We start from the raw sequence: 23942 nt of genomic DNA on the forward strand, positions 1-23942 counted from the left end.
TGCGATGTCGCGCACCTGAATTTGCCTGCTGGGATTGGTCGGGGAAAACAGCTACACTTCGCCTTTGAAAACTCTATTCATCACGATAAAAAAGAGGCGAAGTCCACGTGGCTCAATTCGTTTATACCATGCATCGTGTCGGCAAAGTTGTTCCGCCGAAACGTCATATTCTTAAAAACATCTCGCTGAGCTTCTTCCCTGGCGCAAAAATCGGTGTTCTGGGTCTGAACGGCGCCGGTAAATCCACCCTGCTGAAAATCATGGCTGGTATCGATACCGATATCGAGGGCGAAGCGCGCCCGCAGCCGGGCATCAAGATTGGCTACCTGCCGCAGGAGCCGCAGCTGAACCCTGAGCATACCGTTCGTGAATCCGTTGAAGAAGCGGTCTCCGAAGTGGTTAACGCGCTGAAAGGCCTGGATGAAGTGTATGCGAAGTACGCTGAACCGGATGCCGACTTCGATAAGCTGGCCGCGCAACAGGGCAAGTTCGAAGAGATTATTCAAGCGCACGACGGTCACAACCTGAACGTGCAGCTCGAACGTGCCGCTGACGCTCTGCGCCTGCCGGACTGGGATGCCAAAATTGCTAACCTCTCCGGTGGTGAACGCCGCCGCGTCGCGCTGTGCCGCCTGCTGCTGGAAAAACCAGACATGCTGCTGCTCGACGAACCGACTAACCACCTGGATGCCGAATCCGTGGCGTGGCTGGAACGCTTCCTGCACGACTTCGAAGGCACCGTCGTAGCGATTACCCACGACCGTTACTTCCTCGACAACGTCGCAGGTTGGATCCTGGAGCTTGACCGCGGTGAAGGCATTCCGTGGGAAGGCAACTACTCCTCCTGGCTGGAGCAGAAAGATCAGCGTCTGGCACAGGAAGCGTCTCAGGAAGCGGCTCGCCGTAAATCCATTGAGAAAGAGCTGGAGTGGGTTCGTCAGGGCGCGAAGGGCCGTCAGTCTAAGGGTAAAGCCCGTCTGGCGCGCTTTGAAGAGCTGAACAACACCGAATACCAAAAGCGTAACGAAACCAACGAACTGTTTATCCCACCAGGAGCTCGTCTGGGCGATAAAGTCGTTGAGGTCAGCAACCTGTGTAAATCCTACGGCGATCGCGTGCTGATCGACGATCTGAGCTTCTCTGTACCGAAAGGCGCTATCGTCGGCATCATCGGTCCAAACGGCGCGGGTAAATCCACTCTGTTCCGCATGATGTCCGGTCAGGAACAGCCTGACAGCGGCACTATCTCGCTGGGCGAAACCGTCAAGCTGGCCTCCGTTGACCAGTTCCGCGACGCAATGGATAACAGCAAAACCGTGTGGGAAGAAGTCTCCGGCGGGCTGGATATCATGAAGATCGGCAACACCGAGATGCCAAGCCGTGCCTACGTGGGCCGCTTTAACTTCAAAGGTGTGGATCAGGGCAAACGCGTCGGCGAGCTGTCCGGTGGTGAGCGTGGCCGTCTGCATTTGGCGAAGCTGCTGCAGGTTGGCGGCAACATGCTGCTGCTCGATGAACCGACCAACGACCTGGATATCGAAACCCTGCGCGCGCTGGAAAACGCCCTGCTGGAATTCCCGGGCTGCGCGATGGTTATCTCGCACGACCGTTGGTTCCTTGACCGTATCGCCACCCACATTCTGGACTACCAGGATGAAGGTAAGGTTGAGTTCTTCGAAGGTAACTTTACTGAATACGAAGAGTACAAGAAACGCACGCTGGGCGCCGATGCGCTGGAGCCGAAGCGTATCAAGTACAAACGTATTTCGAAGTAATGACTCCCAAGCGGATGGCGCACGCCATCCGCTTTAATAATACTTAATAAACAACAAAGAAATAATTAAAATATTCAGCAATAGCCTGAATTATCATTTTTAAATCGATTATACCCCCTATCCTCCGCCTAAATATAGCTCAATCAAATACAACTCTATTAAGAAAATCCCGTCATATATAATCACTATTGTGATGCTTTAACGACTGTGCTAAAAATGCCGCATGAATCAGGCCTTGCCATAATTCATGATAGTTATTCATGGACAGGAATCCATCGAATATAAAAACGTATATTGATATATACATAAAGGAATGCGATGTTTTATCACCTCATCTATCGTGCGACATTCAGATTGAACAAGCGAAATAAATGGTGCGGATAGCCCTATTCATCATTTCAAGAAAATCTATTCACCATATTAATTAAGCTCACTGAATAGCTCATGAAAATAAATAATGTACTATCCAGCCGTTTTATTGCCAGGAAAAAAAAACTGGCCCGCGCGGCGTTAAAAAAAATCCGCCAGGTTGATATTCAGCATCATCTGTGGAAAGCGGTTATCGCGGCACCAATGTGTCTGCTGATTATTTATCTGGTGATTTTCAGCCAGCCCCGCTACGTCAGCGAGTCTAAGGTCGCGGTCAAGCGTCCTAACGATCTCGACAGTTCCAGCCTGAATTTCGGCCTGCTGCTGGGGGCATCTAACCCCTCTTCCGCCGAAGATTCGCTGTACCTGAAAGAGTACATCAACTCGCCGGATATGCTGCAAACGCTCGATAAGAAACTCGATTTCCATCAGGCGTTTAGTCAAAGCGGCTGGGATTTTCTGTTCCATTTGCCTGCCGACATTACCGCTGAACGCTACCTTGAGTACTACCGTTCTCGCCTGACCGTCGACTACGACGAGAAAACCGGGCTACTGTCGATTCAGACACAGGGCTTTACCCCAGAGTTCGCCCAGGCGTTTAACCAGGCGGTGCTGAAGGAGTCCGAGCGTTTTATTAACGAGCTATCGCATCGAATCGCCCGCGAGCAAATGCAGTTTGCCGAGCAGCAGTTAGAAGAAACAAAGGCGCGTCTGAACACCAGCAAGAGCCAGCTTCTGGCCTATCAGAACAGTAATAACGTGCTGGACCCTGCCGCCTCCGCTGAAGCAGCAACCACGCTGGTCAACACGCTGATTGCCAAAAAGATTGAGATGGAAGCCGACCTGCGCAACCTGCTGACCTATTTACGCGAAGATGCCCCGCAGGTGGTCAGTACTAAAAATGCGATTAAATCGTTACAAGCGCAGATCGATGTTGAGCAAAATAAAATTACTGCACCGGACGGCAAAAAACTCAACAGCATGGCGGCAGATTTTGAAGATCTTAAAACTACGGTGAAATTTGATAACGACCTGTATGCGCTCGCACTGCAGGCTATCGAAAAAACCCGACTGGAAAGTGCGCGAAAATTAAAAACGCTGTCTGTCATTAGCTCGCCGCAGCTACCGCAAGAATCGCGTTTCCCGAACGTGCCGTATCTTTTAGCCAGCTGGTTATTGGTGTGTTGTCTGCTCTTTGGCACGGCCAAATTATTGATCGCCATTATTGAAGATCACAAAGACTAATTAACCGCCAATATCATTAACAGAGTCTATTATGAAATTAGTTAAAACGATTCTTGTATTGAGTATCCTGCAATCCTGTCAGGCGCTGGCGGTGGGAATTACCGCCGATCCGCAGTTGACAGGGGCCGCTGGACTGCCTCAACTGCTGGCAGCAAAAGCACAGAGCACCGATAGTAACGGATTCGACAATACGCCGATCGCACTGCCCGCGCCGCCGCTAAGCCGTATGTTTGGTGCGCAGCTATTTAATGGTTCCACCGCCGACAGTGGTACCAGCATTGGTTTTAATCCGGGCTATATCATCGGATTAGGCGACACCATCCAGATTCGACTCTGGGGTGCGTTTAATTTTGACGGCGCGCTGACCGTCGATCCGAAAGGGAATATTTTCGTCCCTAATGTCGGGCCGTTAAAGGTCAACGGCGTCAGCAACGGCCAGCTTAACAGCCTGGTGACGACTAAAATTAAAGAGGTATATCAGTCTAACGTTAACGTATATGCCTCTTTGCTACAGGCTCAGCCGGTAAAAGTGTTCGTCACTGGCTACGTGAGAAATCCGGGGCTGTACGGCGGCGTGGCCTCCGATTCTCTGCTCTCTTATCTGAGCAAAGCGGGTGGCGTAGATAGCGATCGCGGAAGCTACGTCGATATCACCGTGAAACGTGGTAAAACCGTGCGTTCGCACATTAACCTGTACGATTTCCTGCTCAACGGCTCGCTAAACCTGTCGCAGTTCGCTGACGGCGACACTATCGTCGTTGGCCCCCGTCAGTACACCTTCAGCGTTGAAGGCGACGTCTATAACAGCTATGACTTCGAATTCCATGACAGCAGCATCCCCGTCACAGAAGCGCTGGCATGGTCACGGCCAAAACCAGGCGCGACGCACTTTACCATCATCCGCCAGCAGGGAGCGATGAAACGGACGGAGTATTATCCGCTCAGTAGCGCTGCGGGGAAAATGCTGCAGGACGGCGACAAGCTGATCATCAGTTCAGACCGCTACGCCGGTACCATCCAGGTACGGATTGAAGGCGCGCACTCCGGAGAACACGCGGTGGTACTGCCGTACGGTTCGACGATGAAACAGGTGCTGGCGCAGCTAAAAACCAACAGCATGTCGCAGCTCAGCAGCATCCAGCTGTATCGCCACTCGGTCGCGGTACGCCAGAAAGAGATGCTCAACACCTCTTTGCAGAAGCTGGAAGAAGCCTCCCTCTCCTCACAGTCAGCTACCCAGGAAGAAGCTCGCCTGCGCGTACAGGAAGCGCAGCTGGTCAGCCGCTTCGTTGCTAAAGCGCGCAACGTAGTGCCGAAGGGCCAGGTCGTGCTTAACGAAAGCAATCTCGACAGCGTGATTCTGGAAGATGGCGATGTCATTACCATCCCGGAAAAAACGTCGCTGGTGATGATCCACGGCTCAGTGCTATTCCCCAACGCCATCTCCTGGGAGCAAAAGCTCGATGTGGATGATTACATTGAGAAATGTGGTGGCCTGACGCAAAAATCCGGGCAGTCAAAAATTATCGTCATCCATCAGGATGGCTCCGCGGTGGATGCTGACGACGTCGATGACATTCGTCCGGGTGATGAAATCATGGTACTGCCGAAGTACGAAACCAAGAACCTGGAAGTCACGCGCGGCATTTCCACCATTCTTTACCAGATGGCTGTGGCAGCGAAAGTCATTCTGGATTTGTAACAACTTGGGGGTGCAGAGGTTTCTCCACCCCATTAAAATCAAAATGGAAGCAATTCAGGATGATAGGCATCTACTCCTCGGGTATCTGGCAAATCCCTCACCTTCAAAGCTTTTTGGGAGAAACTTGCTGTAAGTTATCCTCTTTCTCCGACATACCAACAGAAGTCAATGCTATTGCCGTCTGGGGTGAACGTCCTTCAGCACAGCGACCGATCGAGAAAGCGGTAAAAACTGGGCTGCCAGTTTTACGCCTGGAGGATGGATTTACCCGCTCATTGGGGTTGGGTGTGAATGGCGCACCTCCACTTGGATTAGTTATCGATGATTTAGGAATTTACTATGACGCTAGCCATCCTAGTCGTCTGGAAGTGTTGATCAAAGAGGAAGCCAGGACGCAGGGGTTACAAGGTGATGCGGAGCGGGCGATCCAATTCATTGTTGAAAATGATCTGTCAAAGTACAACCATGCACTTCCGTTTACGGAAATTCATGATTCCGACATTGTTTTAGTAGTAGATCAAACCTATGGTGATGTTTCAGTCACTTTAGGTGGTGCAAGCGAAAAGCAGTTTGCAGCAATGCTTGCCTGCGCAAAAAAAGAAAATCCTCAGAGTGAGATTTGGGTAAAAACACATCCAGACGTCCTTACAGGCAAGAAAAAAGGATATTTCGATAAGTTAACCAATGACCAACATATCCGACTGATTACTGAAGATTTAAGCCCACAGTCACTTCTTAGTCAGGTATCGTCGGTATATACAGTCACTTCACAATACGGTATTGAAGCTCTACTTGCAGGGAAAAAAGTCACCTGTTTTGGGCTGCCCTGGTATGCTGGCTGGGGACTCACCGATGACAGACACCCCTTAGCTTCAGACCTGGCTAATCGCCGCGGCTCTGCCCCATTAACGGCTCTGGTCGCCGCAGCCTGGCTACAATATACCCGATATATCGTCCCTGCAACCGGTGAACCAGGATCACTCTTTGATGTTCTAAATTACTTATATCTTTATAGAAAACAGAATATTAGCCTGCGTGGACATTTATGGGCGCCAGGTATGACATTATGGAAAAGAAGCATCGTTAAACCATTTCTAAAGATACCTGAGAATAAGGTCAGTTTCTCGACTCATTGTAAAAAATCAACTGCTTGCGTGGTATGGGGCGTAAAGGGAGAACAAACATGGTCCCAGAAAGCTTCCCAAGTTGGCATTCCCGTCTGGCGTATGGAGGATGGATTTCTACGTTCCTGCGGTCTGGGTTCAGAATTACTTCCCCCTCTTTCTTTAGTTCTTGATAAAACAGGAATTTACTACGATGCGAGCAGACCGAGTGACCTGGAGCACTTACTGAATACCTCTACATTGACAGATGCGCAAAGATTTCTCTCGGCAGAAATCAGAAAAAAAATAATCACAAGCAAATTAAGTAAATATAATTTAGGTAGCAAATGGGTATTACCAAAACAAGCTAAAAATAAAAAAACCATTCTTGTCACCGGACAGGTCGAAGATGATGCATCTATTGCAACAGGTACATTTTCAATAAAAACCAATATGTCATTATTAAGTATTGTACGTGAACGTAACGCTAATGCTTTCATCATCTATAAGCCACATCCTGATGTACTAGCTGGAAATAGGCCTGGCCATATTCAGGAGCAAGATATACTCCAGTTAGCAGACTGCATAGCTATTGATGCCGATATAATTGAGTGTATTCAACAGATAGATGAAGTACATACTATGACATCCCTATCTGGATTTGAAGCATTGGTCCACGGAAAGCGTGTATTTTGCTACGGCCTGCCATTTTATGCCGGATGGGGACTAACCACAGATGAACATAAATGCGAGCGAAGAAAGAGGGTATTGAAACTTGATGACCTTTTCTATCATACAATAATCTCTTACCCAATATACATACACCCAAAAAATAGAAATCTAATAGATATTAATAATGCAATAAATTTTTTAAGTGAAGGGCCACGAAAAAACATCAATCAAGTGAGTAAAAAAAGAACTCGTATAGAACGATATATTCGCAAAGCGATAAATTTACATCAACTATACAAAAAATAAATTAGAGAGTTACCGCATGGAAAGCAACGCACTAAGAAATTTATTAACAGGCAAACGCTATCTATTACTCCAAGGGCCTATGGGTCCTTTTTTTAATGACATGGCGGAATGGTTAGAATCTCAAGAAAGAGAAGCTATTAATGTTATATTTAACGCGGGAGATCGTTTCTACTGCAGAAAAAGAAATTATCTAACATTTAAGGAAACCCCCAAGGAATTCCCTCACTGGCTAAAAGTAACCTGGAGCGAATATCACTTCGATACAATCATTTGTTTTGGTGATTGTCGTCAATTACACCAAGCAGCCAAACGCTGGGCACAATCGAAAGGTATCCGTTTTCTTGCTTTCGAGGAAGGGTATTTACGACCTCATTTTATTACTCTGGAAAAAGATGGCGTGAATGCATACTCTTCCATACCTAGAGATCCAGAATTTTATCGAAATTTACCAGACCAGAAAGAGCTTCAGGTTCACAGCTTAAAGCCATCAACTAAGTTACGTATCTGGCACGCTATGTGGTATTATTTGATTAGCTGGTGTTATCGAAAACAGTTTCCTCTCTACCGGCATCATAAAGTCTTATCTCCATGGTATGAAAGTAAATGTTGGATCCGTGCAGGATGGAGAAAACTATGGTATCGATTCAAGGAGAGACATGTTATGAGCTTATTAGAAACTAAGCTCGACCAACGCTATTTTCTGGCTATTCTACAAGTTTATAACGACAGCCAAATCCGTAATCACAGCCCTTACAAGGATGTCCGAAACTATATCAATGATGTAATGTACTCTTTCTCCAGAAAGGCTTCACCAGCCGATTTCCTTGTCTTTAAACATCATCCAATGGATCGCGGCCACCGTCTATACAGACCATTAATCTCGAAACTAGGTAAACAGTATGGGATAAGCGATCGGGTTATGTATGTTCATGATCTATCGATGCCTCAATTATTGTCCCATTCAAAAGCTGTTATAACAATAAACAGCACAGCAGGGCTTTCAGCACTCATACATAATAAGCCATTAAAGGTTATGGGGCGAGCACTGTATGATATTAAAGGCTTAACTTATCAAGGAAGTTTAAATCAATACTGGACTTCAAATTTCAAACCAGATAAGCATCTATTTAATAAATTTAATTCTTACTTAAGAAAAAACACACAAATCAATGCCGTGTTTTACGGCAGAAAATCTCCAGAAATGCTCAAATACCAAGCTAATCATCATGACAAAATAACTATTGGGAAGTGGTTCTTGCAATAGATACTGTATCCTCACAAGACAAAGTATAAAGCCAAAACAAAAATAGGTGATTAACCGCAAGATTACTTGCGGTGGATACTCATTAAAATTACGACCAATAAATATATACACATATTAAACATAATATTCAATGAATATAATTAATGTAATAAGTAGAGACTTTTCTCTCTGTCTGGATGGAGATTCAGAGAACGATAAATCTGAATTCATATCTCCCCTGAAGTATCATAACATCAAATAAACATTCTTGAACGTGGGTTATTAAAGTTTTTAAGTATATAATCAATTCGTTCTTGTGTGTTTTCTATACTCATAATATTTCTCTCAAAATCATCAATAGGAATACTTTTCTCATCAAAAAAAACAGGGAAAGGGTCTTCTTTAATTAAATATTTATTCGTCTCAGAATTAGTCCAGGCATGTACACACTCTCCTGACCAATAAATATTTTCACGTACTTTTTTAGCCGGGTTGCCAGCCCACGCGGAGTTTGATGGTATACGCTTATTAGAAACAACACTTGCGGCACCTAATATACTCCCGGAACCTATTTGACATCCTTTTAACACGAGGACATCTTGCCCCAACCAAACATGATCACCAATATAAATACTTTCTGACTCATTTATCCTTTTTTTTGTTGTTTTATCATAAATAAGATGAGCATCAGAATTCCTTACTGTTATACCACTAGAAAAAAGCCCCCCCTCCCCAATAAAAATGTTTTTTGATTCTGATGATATAAAGTTTACAACTCCATTGAAATAATTATTTTTACCAAAAAAAATAATATTGTTATTATTGATATATAAATTAACAGTATAAGGTTTATAACTCTCACTCAAATATAGAATACTATTACTTCCATTAAAGTATATATTTGTTCTTTTTAAATTAACGCCCTTATCTATGAATAGAATATTACCAGCACCGGAAAATCTAATTGTTGAATTCTCAAATGAAACAAACTCCCCGACAATTTTATTATTTTCAGAATTAGTTATAGATAGATTCAATGAAGCCTCCTCGACAATATAATTACCCAATAAAAACAAAGGGTTGCCAATATCGCAATCCATTTATTCTAATATAAAATATTACGCAACACTATTTAATAATATTTTTTTAACTTTATATAAGTAATATCCTTCATTATAATGATATGGGTGAGAACCCCATTGGTGATGTACATCACCAAAGTTGAGATAAGCCGGAGCCCCCACAAATGTCAATTCATTAAATTCTTTTTTAAGAGCATCGATAATTTTTACATGCATTAAATTATATCTTGCATAATTGTATTTTTCTTCATCAAAAATATTAAAAACATTATCATCAAAGAAAAAAGTAGACATGACCGATTCATTGATAACAATATTCTTCAGTGGAATATAGTTAGAGAGGAATACAATCATTTTTTTTGCATTCTCTATCACAGAGTGGATTTTACTCTCGTCATCAAATGGTATTGTTGTTGTATCTTTCAGCTTCTTATACAATTTTGTATTCATAAAGTCCCAGGATTTAGTGACTTTACTGCTTTTATATTCAACCAGATCAAACCTCTCATCCATGAAATCCAGGATCACGATAGAATCAGATTTTAAAGATTGGACAATTGCATTTGGTATAGCTTTTATCAGATCTACAGACAACGTATTCTTAATATTTTCCTTATTAATATTAAGATCATCCATACTGAACTTTAAGGGGAGATCAAATAACGATGAGTACGATACATTCATTGTTAAAAGTTCCACTTTAAAATTTGATGACTTGTTATATTTATGATAGTAGTTCAACATATCCCTGGAACAACAACTACCCAGTATTGAAGTTGGTACTGGTTTAATTTTATAGTTACTTTTTATTAATCTGGTAAGACTGCGATTAGAGGATACAACTTTAGATATATTATTAAATATTGAACACTCGAGCTTAGCGCCAAGTCCCTTCTCATCAAAATCAGGCTCAATTATCTCAACATTGACTCTTTCAGGAATAAGAGTTATAAAATCAACAAGGTTATCAAACAACTTTGAATAATCGAGCTCAGTCTTAGGGGAAACAATATCAAAAACAACATCATCAATCTTCGATATATTAACGAAAAACCTTGCCATCTCTATATTAAATGGAGAATTTTCAAAGGTATTTGCTCTACCACTTAAGTAATCATCAAGCCTCAACAAAGATAATTTAACACCACTATCAAAGCCTTCACCATACTCTACATCAGAAGATATTGATGACGTAAATACGTATTTTGTAAACATTTTCATCCCTCGATTACACTAACAATCCGTTTGCAATTTTTGTTATCACGATACTTAAAAAACTGTTTATACATTGAATGATATTGTTTAGGAACCATAGCTTTATTCTCAAAAAGAGAGGCTAAAGTAGCGGCAATATCATTCACATTACGGCAAACAGGTCCTGGCATTTCTTTCAATGGGTCAATCAAAGGCCCTCCCCTTTTTGCAAAAAATGAAACTTCATCAAACCAGTAGTATATAACTGGTTTATTTTGATAAACCATATCGAAGCTAGCAGATGAAAAGTCGGTAATCATAATATCAGAACCGATTAACAAATCCTGAACATTAACCTCATTCATACTGTAGACTTTGAAAGTACTTTCACCATTGGTGGTTGTGATAAACTGACTCATCTTATGGTGTAGACATGCCTCTATGGTATAACCATAGTTAAGTAAAATTGATTTTAAATTCTCATCATTCAATACTTCCATAAGTTTCTTATAGTACTTAGATTTAATAAATCTGTCTTGACTAACCGAACTAAGTTCATCACGCCATGTAAACAACAATAATACTTTCTTATTTTTAACATTGTTATTTTTAGGGAGCCGGTCAAACCGAGAAAGCCCCGTGACACAAATTCTCTCTGGTTCAAAGTCAAAATTTTTGCACACCAATCTTTTTTCAATATCGGAACTGACTATAAACTTATCAGGTAATTCATTTCTTCTCATCATTGAGTTACAATCATAGTAACCAGCAGCCCGACTCGTAGCAAAAACACCATGCTGAAGAAAATATTTTCCCTTTGAATCATACTCTTCAGCCACATCCTTCCAATGAAAAAAGACATCTCTCATACTATCGCTGAAAATATATTTTTTCGCCGCATGAAAAACCATGAAATGCTTAAAGGATCCATATGACAATACATTTTTCATTCCCTTTAAGTTAACAGCAGTTCGAGCACCTTTTTTAATAACATAGTAATACTCATCTCTAACTTCAGTTCTATTCTTTTGTATATAATCAAATAGAAAATAGCTCGAATCATTAGCAGTATTTCCCAAACGCTCACCGATTAGAGAAATATTATTTTCCTTGTATATTATATTAGAGGTCCATTTAGCTAAATTATATTTAACGTCCCAATAAACATGGGCTATTTTTTTCTTTTTATCTTTTAGTTTTTTTCTAAATGATTTTATTTCTTTCTGTTTGTTAACTAATGAATAATAATCAGATACAATATTATCACAGGCGACTGCCTTTCCCTTTTGAACACACCCATCAGTATACTTCAAATTCATTACCCTATGCGCTTCCGAGTAAAAACCATAGTAAATGAGGAGGAGAGGCAAACGTCTTATTGGAGTAAAAAGATTTATCTTATCGATACCAATAACGTCATGCAAGAATCCTCTTACCATTTTATAGATCGCTTTGCACTCGCCTATTGGATTATCGATTGAAAACTTAGATAGCCTATATAATATACTGCGCAATATAAACATCTGAGCATAAGCTATTTGCTGTGGTGCAAGTCTGAATTCTTTCGATAATTCATAAACCTTCAACAAATCAGTAAAAACCTTCTTGTTTACTAATTGTGTACATGATGGGTTATCTTCATCATCTCGCCCTCTATAAAGATAGGTTACTTCATGGGTGGAGGATACATGATTAGCTCTATACATAGCATGTATCACAAAAATCCAGTCCTCAGCTAATTTAATACCCTCCGGAAACGTAATTTTATAATCCATTAAAAGTTTTCGACTATACATTTTCCCCCAAGGAGGAGAACTATTAATTAAAATAGCTCTATGAGTAAATTTCACTTTCCGGAACGATGAGCAGGCAACCTCAGCATGAGGCTCTATATACCATGAACGCCGTGAATTAAATGCTTTCGCATGTGATACAATAACATCCGAACCAGTATCTTCAGCAACACTCAACAACGCTGTAAATGAATCAGGTGGCAATAGATCATCAGAATCAAGAAATATTATATAACGCCCTTTGGCAATTAAAATAGCATTATTCCTTGCAACAGACTGACCTTGGTTTAATTGATGGAGTAATATAATGTTATTATTTTCTCGCATTAACCCTGAAATTATAGATGCTGAATTATCTGGAGAACCGTCGTCAATACATATAATTTCAACGTAATATTTTTTTTTCCACTTTCCAAGTTTCTGTGACAAAACTGAATCGAGACATTCCTTTATATATTTCTCTACTCTATATACTGGTATGATTACAGTAATGATTGCTTCCTTACAATTAGATTTCATCTCCATCTCACTATATTGAATCACTTTGAACAAATTTCATTAAAAATTCATATAATATCGCCAGTATAATATCATCAACTATAGATAATATTATATTAAGGTTTTTATAATCTTCGTATTATACTTATTTAATAAACAATATTACATTCAAGATATGTTTCTGTTATCTTCGGAAAAATGAGTGCTAAGCATGTGCTGAAGTCTTTTCTCGTAATTGTTAATTTTTTTATTTTCAACAGAATTAAAATCATTGGCACAAAAAGAATGAGGCATTGTCTTTGTTTCACTGGCTTTTTTTATTGTTTTATAAAAATCTGCTGCACTTGGAGATCTAACATTAAAGTAATAACAAATATCTCTCTTGGGATAAGCCTTTCCCAAGCAGTATGACATCCATGGAACTAAAAATGTGGCTAAATTTAGGTCATCTTCTGCTCTAAATTTATTGCCAAGAAATGACTCAATCTGTTCATTATAATTACTCCATAAATATTCATATGTTGATTTATGCAGTGGCACATACGTATGTACTAATGGATTATCCACATCCAGTCCAAATTCTTTGAGGATTTTTTTTGAATTGAACGATGCTGAGAGTGTCGGTGTTATAGCCCCCCGAGATCGCATTACACTCAAACTTTTATGAGCAATAAATAATGATGATATGCCATTACGGCCGAAGAAATGGCTTGGAAGTAAAGGTCTACCGACAAAAACATCATCATTGAAATAAATGAAATGCTCCGATAGATTTTCTATCTTATGTAAATTAGCCTCTATCACATGCGAATTAAAAGTTGGCAAATACTCAGTGCTTATTATGTCCTTATGGTCAACGATAATAATATTACTTGTTTCATTACCTTCATACCATAGAGGTATTTGTTTGTCAGTAACGATAAATATTTTTCTAACCCACGGCATATTCTCTAATACACTAATCACTGAATAATAAAGCTCATCATGATTACTGAATCTCGCTTCGTCCGTTGCATATGCAGCGTAGGATATTTCATCATTTTTATTATTTTCCATTTTCTGTTTCCAGCAGGAATCTTTGTTGTTTACCCATGTGTAAACAACATCAATTGGAAAATTTGTTGGTATCATACTTTCCAATTCCATATCATGGCGTAATAGTATGTTCTCCTCCTCTTCTGAACATCTAATCTCATTCCTTATAATTGGCTTCTTTTTTAAAAAATAGTCTCTAAAAAATATACTTGGGCATTTTATGAATTTCTTTATCTTCCTGCTTATGTTTTTAACCACATGCCCTCCAATTGAATACTGACAATATCTAAACATATTTATTTTTATATATTGCAATTGCCTCGTCTATGTTTTCGAATAACTCAAAACCATGTCCATCAAGCATTAAACACGCTATATCACAATACTCTTTAAGTGAATAAAGATTATGAGACACCATTAAAAAGCTTGACTCTTTCCTTTTTTCATTAAATATATCAAGGCATTTATTTCTGAATCTAGCATCGCCAACAGCTGTAACCTCATCAACAAGATAATAGTCAAATTTGAATGCCATACTTAACCCAAATGCCAAACGTGATTTCATGCCTGATGAGTAAGTTTTTATTGGCATATCAAAATATTTTCCCAACTCAGAAAACTCTTCTACATAGGAAATTTTTTCTTTCAGATCTTTCTTCAATGCATATAGTCTAGATACAAACTTAACATTCTCTCGGCCAGTTAGACTTCCCTGAAAACCTCCAGATAATCCCACCGGCCATGAAATACTTTTACTGGTTTCTATACGACCGCTATCAGGCCGATCAATCCCACCTATAACTCGGAGTAGTGTTGATTTTCCAGCACCATTTCTCCCGATGAGTCCAACACTTTTGTTCTCTGGAAATTCCATATTAATATTTTTGAAAACATAATGGCGTCCTTTTTTTGTCATATATGATTTAGTTAAATTATTTATTCTTATCATGATGTCAACATTTTCTCCTCACGGCATGAGTAAAAAGCTAGCCCAAAAAACATTACGAACAATGCCACGATAGCAATATAATTTAGACTTACACCATCACTATAATAACCAACGACCACGGAGGCTCTTGTAAGCTCTACAATATGAACAATTGGGTTCCATAGAAGATATGGCCAATACTCTTTCGGTACTGCATGCAACGGGAACATGACACATGATATGAAATAAAATGGTTTTATCACTATCGGTAAGAATTTTTCCGTTTCTGGAAATAAATTACCAATGACCATAAAAATCAGACCAATACCTGTCGAAAAGATCAACAAAATACACCAGGTTGCCAAAAATATGACCATATTAGGGAAAAATACTGGCTCCCCGAGCCACCATAAAATAGTCATCAGAACTATATATACAAATAGATAGATGAAAAACTCGAGAATTGCTCTTGCTATAACAGTGTCAATAGGTTTCACAGGACGGTAATTAAACAACCCCTGATTAGCATCTATCGCAGCAATTGAACGATTTGTTATATCGCTAAACATAAAGTAGGGAATTATCCCATTAATCAGAAAAACAGGAAATGAAATATCCGGCATGGTTCGATGCATCACAAACCCGAAAATAACCACCAACACCATCAAATGTGCCGCTGGCTCCAGCACCGCCCACAAATACCCAAGTCTATACTTCCCAAACCGCGTTTTTATTTCCCGCATGAATAATGCTTTGATCACTGCCTGCTGGACTTCCAAGCCACTTCTTGCCATACAACCTCTATCCATAATTTTATTTTTGGCACGCTACCGCCCATGGCTCATAGCAACCAGTCCGCTAACAGGGAAAGATTTATATTTTCAGGAAATGTTTTAGTGGCGAGAGACAAATATATTAAATACTTGCCTTATATATTTCAGCTATTGAAGAGACCCGAAATATCACTCCATTGAACATTTCAGAAGGCACTACGACCTTACTACATTGTACTCAATATGATGTTATTTCGTAGTCTATGTGATTTAATTAAATTAAAAAAATGTTTTAAAATAAATAATGACTAATGATTTTTTATTATAAAAATACAGTGTAGCAATAAGAGTACACTTTATGATTGGTTTAAAATATTAATAATCAAAATAAATAAAATTTATAGCACAGGAATTAATATAATATTGATAGTAGCAAGGTCTCATTCAATATATATAATGGGGTTTCTCATCTGAAAAACCCCAATAACGGTCAATCTCCCATCAACTCCCTGACCAACTCCACACACCGCAAAAACCGCGAGTCATAGTCCGCTTCCTCAACGTGCACAAACGCAATATTGTTCTTCTCAAGCAGCGATACCAGCAGCGTCTGAAACTCTTTGCGGTCTACCGAACTCCCCAGACTGCGCAGCCCATCAGCCACCCACGGTGTGTTGTTCTCCAGCAGAATAACCAGATCAAAGCGATACTCATCAATCAGCGCCTGTACAAATGGATGTTCACGTCCTTCATACTTTTTACAGAAGGCCTGAGTGCTGACAAAGTCAGTATCAATAAACGCCACCTTGTTAGCGTACTTCACCGCAAAGTCGATATACTGCGCATGACCGAGCGCGATTTTGTCGTAGTCGGAATATTGCAACGCCATCTCATCGCCGCCGAGATGAGAAAAAACGTAGTCACGGCCATATTCCCACGCACTGGTGGTGTTGAAGATATTCGCCAACTTGTTGACCAGCGTCGATTTGCCGCTGGACTCACCGCCGAGAATCGCCACCGTACGCACGAAGAACGGCTTCACTTCCGTAGGGATGTAATCCCAGTAGCGGAACGGGTTCTCACGGATCTGTGCGCCGCTGATATTCATAAACGTCCGTTTCGGGTCCACCAGCACCGTTTCAATCCCCAGATGTTCGAGGTATTGCGGCGCATCGGACTCCTCAGAAGTGTAGATCCAGTTAGGCTGAATCCCCTTCTCCTCCATAAAGGTTTTCATCCCCGCGCTCCATACGTCCCAGCCGTGGGGATATGGCTCCATGCCTTCTTCGTTAAAAGCATGAATGCGAATGTTCTTCTGGTATTTAAAGGTCTGGAGCAGCCAACGCAGACGATCAGGCACCGTAGGCTGTTGCGACATCGCGCTATCTTCAAACAGCGCGCGATCGCGCGTGTCGTCGTAACCCATGATGATATGCAGCTCATCCACTTGGCTACAGGCGCGCTGAATCAAATAAATATGTCCCGTATGCAGGGGATAGAATTTACCGAAGACCACGCCGATATTTTTTTGCTGACGAGGAAACTCAAGGCCAAGAAAACGATGTAGCGCCTCCAGCTTTTGCGCGCTGGGGCTTTTAATTTTGGCATTGAGAAGCTGGCTTAAATAGCCCTTGGTCATGCCGCTTGCGTCTGCAACCTGCTGCAACGTGCAGCCTTTTTGACGAATTGCGGTTTTGAGATAGTCGAACGACGACACAAGAGCCTCCTGCTGAATTGGGGTAAACCATCTACCCATTATACAAAAAACCCGGATGTACTCACGGTACTATCCGGGGAAAGAGAGCGGCGTCGCAGTACGACGCCAGAGTCAGACATTATAAATCGTCAAAGACGTTCAGCGCATCGGAGAGTTTTTTCACGCCAAATACCTTCATCCCCTCCGGGACTTTTTTCGGCACGTTGGCGGCCGGAACGATTGCCCGACGGAAACCATGCTTCGCAGCTTCTGAAATACGCTCCTGCCCGCTTGGTACGGGACGAATTTCACCGGCCAGCCCGACTTCGCCAAACACCACCAGATCCTGCGGCAGCGGTCGATCGCGCAGGCTGGAGACCATCGCCAGCAGCAGCGCAAGATCGGCGCTGGTTTCAGTCACCTTCACGCCGCCCACCACGTTAACAAACACGTCCTGGTCGGCCATCTGTAGGCCACCGTGGCGGTGCAGAACGGCGAGCAGAATCGCCAGACGGTTTTGCTCCAGACCAACGGCGACGCGTCGCGGGTTGCCCATCATCGAATGATCGACCAGCGCCTGAATCTCGACCAACAGCGGGCGGGTACCTTCCCACACCACCATCACCGAGCTGCCGGAAGTGACCTCATCACCGCGGCTGAGGAAGATGGCGGACGGGTTACTCACCTCGCGCAGCCCCTGTTCGGTCATGGCGAACACGCCCAGTTCATTCACCGCGCCAAAGCGGTTTTTATGGCTGCGCAGGGTACGGAAACGCGAGTCGGCATCACCGTCAAGCAGCACCGAACAATCGATGCAGTGTTCAAGCACCTTCGGGCCCGCCAGCGAGCCGTCTTTAGTGACGTGCCCCACCATGACGATGGCGACACCGCGCGTTTTAGCAAAGCGCGTCAGATAGGCAGCGGTTTCACGCACCTGTGCGACGCTGCCCGGCGACGACTGAATATCCGCCATGTGCATCACCTGGATGGAGTCGATCACCATCAGCTTCGGCTGCTCTTCTTCCGCAATCTGGCAAATCTGCTCGATACTGGTTTCGGAGAGCATATTCAGGTTCGCCGTCGGCAGGCCGAGACGATGCGCGCGCATCGCCACCTGCTGCAACGACTCTTCGCCGGTGACGTACAGCGTTTTCATCTGTTCGGCCAGCTTGCACAGGGTTTGCAGCAGCAGGGTCGATTTCCCCGCCCCCGGGTTACCACCAATCAGAATGGCGCTGCCGGGCACCACGCCGCCGCCCAGCACGCGGTCAAACTCTTTAAAGCCGGTCGAGAAGCGCGGTAGCTCTTCCAGGCTGATTTCCGACAGCTTCTGCACCTTGGCCACGCCAGCATTACCGGCATAGCCGCTCAGGCGTTCATTACGCGCGACCGTGGGAGAAGCCGCTACGCGCACCTCGGTGATGGTATTCCACGCATGACAGGCGCTGCATTGCCCCTGCCAGCGCGGGTAGTCCGCACCGCACTCATTACAAACAAATGCGCGTTTAGGAGCTTTCGCCACGTTAACCTCTTTATTTCTGATTCATGCTGCCGGAGAGGATGCAGAACACCCCCATCAAATCGGCATGACGGATAGTCACTTCCGTCTGTTCATTCACTTTGGGTTTGGCATGATACGCAATCCCCAGACCGGCTTTTTTGATCATCGGCAGGTCATTGGCGCCGTCGCCGATAGCCACGGTCTGCGCATGCGGAATTTCATATTTTTCAGCCAGCTGCAGCAGCGTTTTCGCTTTATACTGCGCGTCGACGATATCGCCAACCACTTCGCCGGTCAGCTTGCCATCGCGAATGCCCAGCTCGTTAGCCACCGCGGCGGTGAGGCGCAGCTTGTCGCGCAGATACTCGGCAAAGAAGGTGAAGCCGCCGGAGGCGATCGCCACCTTCCAGCCCAGCGTTTCCAGCTTCAGCACCAGTTGAGTCAGCCCCGGCATCAGCGGCAGCGTTTCGCGCACCTGACGCAGGATATCGGCATCCGCATCTTTCAACGTCGCCACACGCTGGCGCAGGCTGGCGCTGAAGTCCAGCTCGCCGCGCATCGCGCGTTCGGTGACTTCCGACACCAGCTCGCCGGTGCCGGCCAGTTTAGCGATTTCATCAATGCACTCAATCTGAATGGCCGTGGAGTCCATGTCCATCACCAACAGGCCCGGCGTGCGCAGATGCGGGATTTTCCCCAGCGGCGCGACATCCAGCCCGGCATCATGCGCCAGTCGCGTCGCGCGCGGCGTTAACGATCCGGCCAGACGAATCACCTGATAGTCTTCCACGCACCAGGCTGCCACAATGACCATCGCCGCGCCCAGCTTGCGCTGGTAGGTTGTCAGACGCGCTTTATCCAGGCCGCGGCCATACAGCAGCCAGCCGCTACGGCCAGCGTGGTAATCCAGCGGCATCACTTCATCACCGCTGAGCGAAAGCGGCAACCCAGGCCACAAGGAGACATCTTCAGGCAGGTCGCACCAGGTCAAACTGTTTGGCATTACAGCTCCAATCTTCTTTATTAAGCCCAGGAAAATAACGCATGAGGCTACCTTGTAACCAGCGCTTCTGGCAACATTAAGCTGTAAATTTTCAAAGGTGGAATATGGTTCGCGCAAAACTGAAATTTCGACTGCATCGCACGGTGATTGTTCTTATCTGTCTGGCGCTGCTCGTCGCGCTGATGCAGGGGGCGTCCTGGTTCAGTCAGCAAAGCCAGAAACAACGCAATCCGCAGCTGGAAGATCTGGCGAGGACGCTGGCGTATCAGGTGTCGCTCAATCTCGCGCCGATGATGAAAACGGAAACGCCGGACGAGAAAAAAATCGGCCAGTTGCTGAAACAACTTACCGTGAAAAGCCGAATCCTCGACGCGGGCGTCTATGATGAGCAGGGCGACCTTATCGCGCGCGCCGGCGAACAGGTTGAGCTTCGCGACCGTCTGGCGCTGGACGGCAAAAAGGCCGGGAGCTACTTCAACCAGCAGATTGTTGAACCTATTCAGGGAAAAAATGGCCCGCTCGGCTATCTGCGTCTGACGCTCGATACGCACACCATCGCTACCGAATCCAATCAGGTGGATAACACCACCAATATTTTACGCCTGATGCTGCTGCTGTCGCTGGCCATTGGCGTGGTACTGGCACGCACGCTGCTGCGCGGCAAACGTACTCGCTGGCAGCAGTCGCCGTTCCTGCTCACCGCCAACAAGCCCGTACAGGACGAAGATAAAGATTAATCAGAAAAGGAAATCGCTATGACAACGCTGCGCCTGCTGCTTTCTGACTCTCACGATCCGTGGTTCAACCTCGCCGTCGAGGAGTGTATTTTTCGCCAGATGCCCGCCACCCAGCGGGTGCTATTCCTGTGGCGCAACGCGGACACGGTCGTTATCGGTCGCGCGCAGAACCCATGGAAAGAGTGCAATACCCGACGTATGGAAGAAGATAACGTCCGCCTGGCGCGTCGCAGCAGCGGCGGCGGCGCGGTGTTCCACGACCTTGGCAACACCTGCTTTACCTTTATGGCGGGTAAACCGGAGTACGACAAGACCGTCTCTACCGCCATCGTGCTGGAGGCACTGAATTCACTCGGCATTACGGCTGAAGCCTCAGGGCGAAACGATCTGATCGTTAAAACGGAGGAAGGCGATCGTAAAGTCTCCGGCTCAGCCTACCGGGAAACGAAAGATCGTGGTTTCCACCACGGCACGCTGCTGCTGAATGCCGATCTCAGCCGACTGGCCAATTATCTGAATCCAGACAAGAAAAAGCTCCAGGCAAAGGGAATAACCTCCGTGCGTGGGCGCGTAGCGAACCTGATTGAACTGCTGCCGGATATTACCCACCAGCAAATTTGCGAAGCCGTAACCGAAGCGTTTTTCCGCCACTACGGTGAGCGCGTCGAAGCAGAAATTATCTCGCCGGATAACGTGCCAGACCTGCCCAACTTCGCCGAAACCTTTGCCCGACAAAGCAGTTGGGAGTGGAATTTTGGCCAGGCGCCGGCGTTCAGCCATCTGCTGGATGAACGTTTTACCTGGGGTGGCGTCGAGCTACATTTCGACGTTGAGAAAGGCGTGATTACCCGCACTCAGGTGTTTACCGATAGCCTGAATCCGGCACCGCTTGAGGCACTGGGCGAGCGTTTACAGGGCTGCCAGTATCGAGTGGATGTATTGGAGCAGGCCTGCGAATCTTTAATTGCTGAATTCCCGGCTCAGAAAGGTGAGCTGCGAGAACTGGCTGCATGGATGGCTCAAGCTGTACGCTAAGCGTCTACGCCAGCCGCCCGATGGTCTGCGCGGCTAACTTCAATTTACCCACCATCGCGCGGGCAATCTCCTGAAAGCCCGCGCTGATGCGTCTATCATCAGCGACCAGCAGCCAAAAGCGCTCGGCCAACGGCAAGGCAAATTCCCACGCTTTCTTATCGATTGTTGCCTCCACACGGATGTCGACAGGCGCGTAGCGCAACATGCCCGATGCCGCCGGAGCGTAAGCCATCGGCAACATATCATAGACAGGCGCGAGCGCCATCGGGGCATCGGAGTAATAAAACGAGAGGTTACCCGCATGCATATCGCTGTTGGCGATAAGCCGGCCAAACGCCCAAATTTTCTCAATTTGCTGATGGGCAACAGCATCTATAATGCCCTGCCCGGCAAGCCGATGCATGACCACCGGCCAGATGCCTGGCGAAGATGCATACTCGCCTTGCAATGCCTCCAGGGAAACAATTTGCCGACGACCACGTATCCCGGTGCAGTCGAAGCGAATGCTTTCCAGAAAGACCTGTCCTCCCTCGCTGCAAATCGCCGTGGCTGAACTGGCGTCAATGTTGGCGGAAGAAAGCACGGCTAATGCGATGGACTCGGCAATCAAGAGATCGCTCCAGCGTTCAGAAACGGCGTTCCTTTCACGCGTGCTGAATTTCACCAGCACGTGCTGATTGCCCCATCTTGTTTCTGCAAAACAGGCAAATTTAGGCTGCTTACCACCGGCTGAAGAGCCGATGACCTCACCTGCGAGCGCATCTTCCGCCAGTTGTTGATAGCGGTTGAGTTTTTCGGCCTGCGTAATTGCCGTCGCATCCGGCGCGGTCACCCAACGCTGGTAATTTTCCTCACCCACGATCCAGCCGCCCGCATTCTCACCCTGATACGCCCGCAGCGCATACAGGACTTCATCCTCTTGCCACAACCGGATGTCATCAGGCAGATGCGCATACCCAGCCACGGCCCTTCCCCAGGCTCGTCCAAGGAATCCCTGTGGCCGAAGATCGGTCAGATACCATGGCAGGCTGTCAAACCATTGCCATTCACCTGTATCAAGCGCAACCAGGCAACTCCCCTGAGGCCAACACGGATAAAGAACGCCAAACTTAGCGGCCTGCCCTTGTGCATTGACCTGCCAGAGGGGAAAGGCCGCAACGCCGCGAACAGGCCGAACAAGCGCGTAGCGCGTTGCACGGGCTTTACCAAACTGGATGACGTCCTGATGCGCGGAAACCAGACGAGAGAACGTTGCCTGACTAATGGCCAGCGATGATCTTAATTCAGCGGCGGAACTCGGCCCCTGTAGGAGCAAATCGGTTAATGCGCTCATAGATGAATAGATTAATGAATAGATACTTGAATGGATTTAAGGACACAGACCTTTGATTGTCAATACAAACAAAGAGAGAGCGAGAGGAAATATGAATAGATTATCGGAAGAGATTTGATATAACGCTGACATTACCCGGACCAGGCCTTGACGCACCTCGTCCGGGTCGATTTACTGCTTACTCCTGGTCGCCCAGCAGCACAGATTCCAGCGCGATTTTGATCATGTCGTTGAAGGTCGTCTGACGTTCAGCGGCAGTGGTCTGCTCGTGGGTACGGATGTGGTCGGACACGGTGCAGATGGTCAGCGCTTTCGCACCAAACTCAGCCGCAACGCCGTAGATACCCGCCGCTTCCATTTCCACGCCCAGTACGCCGTATTTTTCCATCACGTCGAACATTTCGCCGTCCGGAGAATAGAACAGGTCTGCGGAGAACAGATTGCCCACGCGCGCGTCTACGCCCAGCGCTTTTGCCGCGTCAACCGCGTTCCGGACCATGTCGAAGTCAGCGATAGCCGCGAAGTCATGATCTTTGAAACGAATACGGTTCACCTTGGAGTCGGTGCAAGCACCCATACCGATCACCACGTCACGCAGTTTGACGTCCATGCGCACGGCGCCACAGGAACCTACGCGAATGATTTTCTTCACGCCGAAATCGGTGATCAGTTCTTTGGTGTAGATAGAGCAGGACGGGATACCCATGCCGTGGCCCATCACGGAGATCTTACGGCCTTTGTAAGTACCGGTGAAACCTAACATGCCGCGAACGTTGTTCACTTCACGGACATCTTCGAGGAAAGTCTCAGCAATGTGCTTCGCGCGCAGCGGGTCGCCCGGCATCAGCACGACATCAGCGAAATCGCCCATTTCAGCGTTAATATGTGGGGTAGCCATCGTAATATCCTTTATTTTTTA

Annotated in this window: 18 protein-coding genes; 7 read left to right on the forward strand and 11 right to left on the reverse strand. The window is 45.4% G+C overall.

The genetic code is table 11. The features are described from left to right. The first annotated feature begins 107 nt into the window (after positions 1 to 107). The 5 genes from ettA to GY169_RS20190 all read left to right on the forward strand — a co-directional run bounded on the left by ettA (position 108) and on the right by GY169_RS20190 (position 8436). Positions 108 to 1775 (forward strand): energy-dependent translational throttle protein EttA, encoded by a 1668-nt coding sequence (gene ettA, locus GY169_RS20170; protein WP_163449315.1) that lies wholly within the window; start codon positions 108 to 110, stop codon positions 1773 to 1775. 444 nt (positions 1776 to 2219) lie between these two features. Continuing rightward, entirely contained in the window at positions 2220 to 3389 is a 1170-nt protein-coding gene (locus GY169_RS20175) for a capsule biosynthesis protein (protein WP_223882119.1), read from the forward strand. Positions 3390 to 3420: 31 nt separating this feature from the next. Beyond that, positions 3421 to 5091 carry a polysaccharide biosynthesis/export family protein gene (locus tag GY169_RS20180; protein WP_167576912.1) on the forward strand — a complete coding sequence of 557 codons (1671 nt, stop codon included), beginning with the start codon at positions 3421 to 3423 and terminating at the stop codon, positions 5089 to 5091. Between the two features lie 59 nt (positions 5092 to 5150). Beyond that, the gene (locus tag GY169_RS20185) at positions 5151 to 7172 is read left to right on the forward strand and encodes a capsular polysaccharide biosynthesis protein (RefSeq protein ID WP_163449317.1); all 2022 of its coding nucleotides are present in this window, start codon (positions 5151 to 5153) and stop codon (positions 7170 to 7172) included. Positions 7173 to 7188: 16 nt separating this feature from the next. Then, the gene (locus GY169_RS20190; RefSeq protein WP_167576914.1) at positions 7189 to 8436 is read left to right on the forward strand and encodes a capsule biosynthesis protein; all 1248 of its coding nucleotides are present in this window, start codon (positions 7189 to 7191) and stop codon (positions 8434 to 8436) included. Positions 8437 to 8669: 233 nt separating this feature from the next. Here the strand turns inward: GY169_RS20190 and GY169_RS20195 are convergent, their stop codons facing one another. The 9 genes from GY169_RS20195 to serB form a co-directional block, all read right to left on the reverse strand. Continuing rightward, entirely contained in the window at positions 8670 to 9452 is a 783-nt protein-coding gene (locus tag GY169_RS20195; RefSeq protein ID WP_167576916.1) for an acyltransferase, read from the reverse strand. 81 nt (positions 9453 to 9533) lie between these two features. Further along, positions 9534 to 10712 (reverse strand): DUF6270 domain-containing protein, encoded by a 1179-nt coding sequence (locus GY169_RS20200; RefSeq protein ID WP_167576918.1) that lies wholly within the window; start codon positions 10710 to 10712, stop codon positions 9534 to 9536. Between the two features lie 2 nt (positions 10713 to 10714). Further along, positions 10715 to 13003 carry a CDP-glycerol glycerophosphotransferase family protein gene (locus GY169_RS20205; RefSeq protein WP_167576920.1) on the reverse strand — a complete coding sequence of 763 codons (2289 nt, stop codon included), beginning with the start codon at positions 13001 to 13003 and terminating at the stop codon, positions 10715 to 10717. A gap of 147 nt (positions 13004 to 13150) precedes the next feature. Continuing rightward, the gene (locus tag GY169_RS20210) at positions 13151 to 14275 is read right to left on the reverse strand and encodes a stealth family protein (RefSeq protein ID WP_223882120.1); all 1125 of its coding nucleotides are present in this window, start codon (positions 14273 to 14275) and stop codon (positions 13151 to 13153) included. Positions 14276 to 14303: 28 nt separating this feature from the next. Continuing rightward, positions 14304 to 14966, reverse strand: a complete 663-nt coding sequence (locus GY169_RS20215; RefSeq protein WP_163449576.1) for an ABC transporter ATP-binding protein — start codon at positions 14964 to 14966, stop codon at positions 14304 to 14306. Further along, positions 14963 to 15739, reverse strand: a complete 777-nt coding sequence (locus tag GY169_RS20220) for an ABC transporter permease (RefSeq protein WP_167576922.1) — start codon at positions 15737 to 15739, stop codon at positions 14963 to 14965. The genes GY169_RS20215 and GY169_RS20220 overlap by 4 nt, the downstream gene beginning before the upstream one ends. Positions 15740 to 16208: 469 nt before the next feature. Next, positions 16209 to 17435 (reverse strand): multifunctional transcriptional regulator/nicotinamide-nucleotide adenylyltransferase/ribosylnicotinamide kinase NadR, encoded by a 1227-nt coding sequence (gene nadR, locus GY169_RS20225; RefSeq protein ID WP_163449610.1) that lies wholly within the window; start codon positions 17433 to 17435, stop codon positions 16209 to 16211. A gap of 118 nt (positions 17436 to 17553) precedes the next feature. Next, a complete protein-coding gene (gene radA / locus GY169_RS20230) occupies positions 17554 to 18936 on the reverse strand; it encodes a DNA repair protein RadA (protein ID WP_163449611.1) in 1383 nt (460 codons plus the stop codon). A gap of 10 nt (positions 18937 to 18946) precedes the next feature. Then, positions 18947 to 19918, reverse strand: coding sequence for a phosphoserine phosphatase (serB, locus tag GY169_RS20235; protein ID WP_163449612.1), 972 nt, complete (start codon positions 19916 to 19918; stop codon positions 18947 to 18949). A 104-nt stretch (positions 19919 to 20022) separates the two neighbouring features. Here serB and GY169_RS20240 point away from each other — a divergent pair, with 104 nt between their 5' ends. After that, on the forward strand, positions 20023 to 20655 hold the full coding sequence (locus GY169_RS20240; protein ID WP_167576924.1) for a YtjB family periplasmic protein: 633 nt from the start codon (positions 20023 to 20025) through the stop codon (positions 20653 to 20655). Positions 20656 to 20673: 18 nt separating this feature from the next. Further along, positions 20674 to 21690, forward strand: a complete 1017-nt coding sequence (gene lplA / locus GY169_RS20245) for a lipoate--protein ligase LplA (protein WP_167576926.1) — start codon at positions 20674 to 20676, stop codon at positions 21688 to 21690. 4 nt (positions 21691 to 21694) lie between these two features. Here the strand turns inward: lplA and yjjJ are convergent, their stop codons facing one another. Both yjjJ and deoD read right to left on the reverse strand, forming a co-directional pair. Continuing rightward, entirely contained in the window at positions 21695 to 23023 is a 1329-nt protein-coding gene (gene yjjJ / locus GY169_RS20250) for a type II toxin-antitoxin system HipA family toxin YjjJ (protein WP_167576928.1), read from the reverse strand. A 178-nt stretch (positions 23024 to 23201) separates the two neighbouring features. Then, positions 23202 to 23921, reverse strand: a complete 720-nt coding sequence (deoD, locus tag GY169_RS20255) for a purine-nucleoside phosphorylase (RefSeq protein ID WP_000224865.1) — start codon at positions 23919 to 23921, stop codon at positions 23202 to 23204. Positions 23922 to 23942: the final 21 nt, after the last annotated feature.

Origin of the sequence: Kluyvera genomosp. 3, from assembly GCF_011765685.1 — a bacterium.
Taxonomy (GTDB): Bacteria; Pseudomonadota; Gammaproteobacteria; order Enterobacterales; family Enterobacteriaceae; genus Kluyvera; species Kluyvera georgiana_A.

Coding starts and splice junctions, on each gene's coding strand:
- deoD (WP_000224865.1), bottom strand. CDS start 23,921: ATGGCTACCCCACATATTAACGCTGAAATGGGCGATTTCGCTGATGTC.
- GY169_RS20215 (WP_163449576.1), bottom strand. CDS start 14,966: ATGATAAGAATAAATAATTTAACTAAATCATATATGACAAAAAAAGGA.
- GY169_RS20175 (WP_223882119.1), top strand. CDS start 2,220: ATGAAAATAAATAATGTACTATCCAGCCGTTTTATTGCCAGGAAAAAA.
- lplA (WP_167576926.1), top strand. CDS start 20,674: ATGACAACGCTGCGCCTGCTGCTTTCTGACTCTCACGATCCGTGGTTC.
- GY169_RS20240 (WP_167576924.1), top strand. CDS start 20,023: ATGGTTCGCGCAAAACTGAAATTTCGACTGCATCGCACGGTGATTGTT.
- GY169_RS20220 (WP_167576922.1), bottom strand. CDS start 15,739: ATGGCAAGAAGTGGCTTGGAAGTCCAGCAGGCAGTGATCAAAGCATTA.
- serB (WP_163449612.1), bottom strand. CDS start 19,918: ATGCCAAACAGTTTGACCTGGTGCGACCTGCCTGAAGATGTCTCCTTG.
- GY169_RS20205 (WP_167576920.1), bottom strand. CDS start 13,003: ATGAAATCTAATTGTAAGGAAGCAATCATTACTGTAATCATACCAGTA.
- GY169_RS20190 (WP_167576914.1), top strand. CDS start 7,189: ATGGAAAGCAACGCACTAAGAAATTTATTAACAGGCAAACGCTATCTA.
- GY169_RS20200 (WP_167576918.1), bottom strand. CDS start 10,712: ATGTTTACAAAATACGTATTTACGTCATCAATATCTTCTGATGTAGAG.
- GY169_RS20180 (WP_167576912.1), top strand. CDS start 3,421: ATGAAATTAGTTAAAACGATTCTTGTATTGAGTATCCTGCAATCCTGT.
- yjjJ (WP_167576928.1), bottom strand. CDS start 23,023: ATGAGCGCATTAACCGATTTGCTCCTACAGGGGCCGAGTTCCGCCGCT.
- GY169_RS20185 (WP_163449317.1), top strand. CDS start 5,151: ATGATAGGCATCTACTCCTCGGGTATCTGGCAAATCCCTCACCTTCAA.